Genomic DNA, 1,931 nt, shown 5'->3' with positions numbered 1-1,931 from the left:
ACCAGTTTGATCGTATTTCCCGAAGGAAGTGCTACCACACCATTGACGTTGAGCACGCCCAAGAACAGGTCGTAAACCTCATCCTTATTCAGCGGCTTGTTGGAAATAACCGTCACATTGCCACGTACACGCGGATCAACAGCAAAGTTCTTACCTGTAATATCAGCAACTTCATTAATAAATGCTGTTAAGTCCGCATCACGTAGATTGATCTTCCATGTTTGTGCTTGCGCATGGGTACTGATTGTCGCTACCAAAGGTGCTGCGGCAAGTAATGCCCAAAGTGGACGTTGATGATTCAAGAAAGCCATAACCTGCACTTATTCCTAACTGATATGTGACGTGTGATCACTAAAAACTTTGTTGTATGGTCATCACCTGATCACCACGTTTTATTTCTATTTTGGCATGCCCTTCACGACGTACTTGCTCTAATAATTGTACTTCGTTGAGTCCTTGCCCGACGGTTTGTCCATTGATCGATAAAATACGATCACCCGAACGTAAACCTAAGGTATTTTTTAAATTCGACGGCGTCTTGTCCGATATTTCATAGCCATCCCCGCCATTGCTTACGCCCATATTTTTCAGATATTGCTCTCGGTTATCCTGCATTTGCTGGATTGCCTGTCCAAGTGCAGATTGAGGGGAGCTCTGGGTAGGCGCAGGCGCTGCTGCTGGCGGGACACTCGATCCATTATTTAAAACAGGTGCTGCCGGTTGATATAAACCATTGTCCAATCCTTTGAATTTGACTTCTCGTGTTGCGCCATTAGCTTGTCGCAAAATCACATGATCCCAATACACTTCGGAGAGTTGATACGAGGTTGAGCCCACCGTTTCACCTACTCGATAGCGTTCAGCTGTATCATTCATTTTAATGACCGCAGAAGACAAGTGATTTGGGTGACCAAGCAATACACCTTGCAACTCCAGATTGACATTATCATCTGCCGAAGCTGCCGCTGGCTCATTAAATAAAGCAAATGAGCTGATGTTTGGAACCTGGGCTTGCTGCGAACCGAGTTCCACCCGATCAAACTGCATCGGTTGTGGCGGTGCAACCACCCACCAGAACAATGAAGCTAACTTCCAGCATAACCATAAAATCAGTAAAGCCAGAATCAGGCCACTTAACTTATCAAGCTTCTGCCAACGCAATTGTTGCATTTTTTGAGTAATTGCTTTCATCAGAAACCACCCTGCAACAACGGCTGGCGTGAACTAATTACATAGGTATCTAGTCCAGCTTTACCCTGATAGGAGGGAATATTCAACAACATCCGTTGCGTCAACTGCACATCTAACATCAAGTTGGCATCTAAGCTGAGATTTCCCATTTTCTGGCTACGCTGATCACGAATATCAATCTGGAGTTGGCCGTTCTCATCTTTTATCTCAGCCACCAATGACGGCATATTCATACGGTCTTGACGCTGACCAAAGGTATAGCTCAATGCCCCGCCACCCCAGTTCAATTGACCTTGCGCAGCACTAAACCCTTTTTCTTTTTGATAGTTAAATTGTACGTCTTTCAATTGAATAGAATTTTCAGGCCATTGCCAATTGGCAAAATACTTTAATGTTTCAGGAGAAATAGCGCCTTGAAGATCCTTGATCATGATTTTTTGACCTAAACCATAACCGAATACCCCACTGAATTGCGTATTGCCGCTATGGATATCAAGATTTGCGCCCAGACGTAACAACAACAAATCTAAAGGACGGGTTTTCCAATGAACTGAACCTCGCAGCTGGCCACGTTGCCAATCTGCCTGCCCCTGCCAGATATTGCCGCTGACATTATGTAATATTTGATTATCTTTTGAGAATTTTGCAATTAACCATGTCGCTGGAATTTGTAAAATAATAAAAATTAAAAATGCAAAAATGGCGAAAAGCCACCATCTCCATTGCTTGGTTTTTTTCTT

2 protein-coding genes and 1 pseudogene are annotated in these 1,931 nt (G+C 43.7%); all 3 read right to left on the bottom strand.

The features are described 5' to 3' along the window. Positions 1 to 311 (bottom strand): annotated as a pseudogene (locus tag AWW72_RS09425) (type II secretion system secretin GspD); the annotation flags it as partial. A 40-nt stretch (positions 312 to 351) separates the two neighbouring features. Continuing rightward, positions 352 to 1,191, bottom strand: a complete 840-nt coding sequence (locus AWW72_RS09420) for a type II secretion system protein N (RefSeq protein ID WP_062847165.1) — start codon at positions 1,189 to 1,191, stop codon at positions 352 to 354. Next, positions 1,191 to 1,931: type II secretion system protein N (gene gspN / locus AWW72_RS09415; RefSeq protein WP_062847164.1), on the bottom strand; the 741-nt coding region annotated here is incomplete at its 5' end. The genes gspN and AWW72_RS09420, both read right to left, overlap by 1 nt.

This window comes from Acinetobacter sp. NRRL B-65365 (assembly GCF_001605865.1).
Lineage (GTDB): Bacteria > Pseudomonadota > Gammaproteobacteria > Pseudomonadales > Moraxellaceae > Acinetobacter > Acinetobacter vivianii.
The sequence above is the reverse complement of the archived record's forward strand: the minus strand, read 5'-3'. Positions and strand labels throughout refer to the sequence as shown.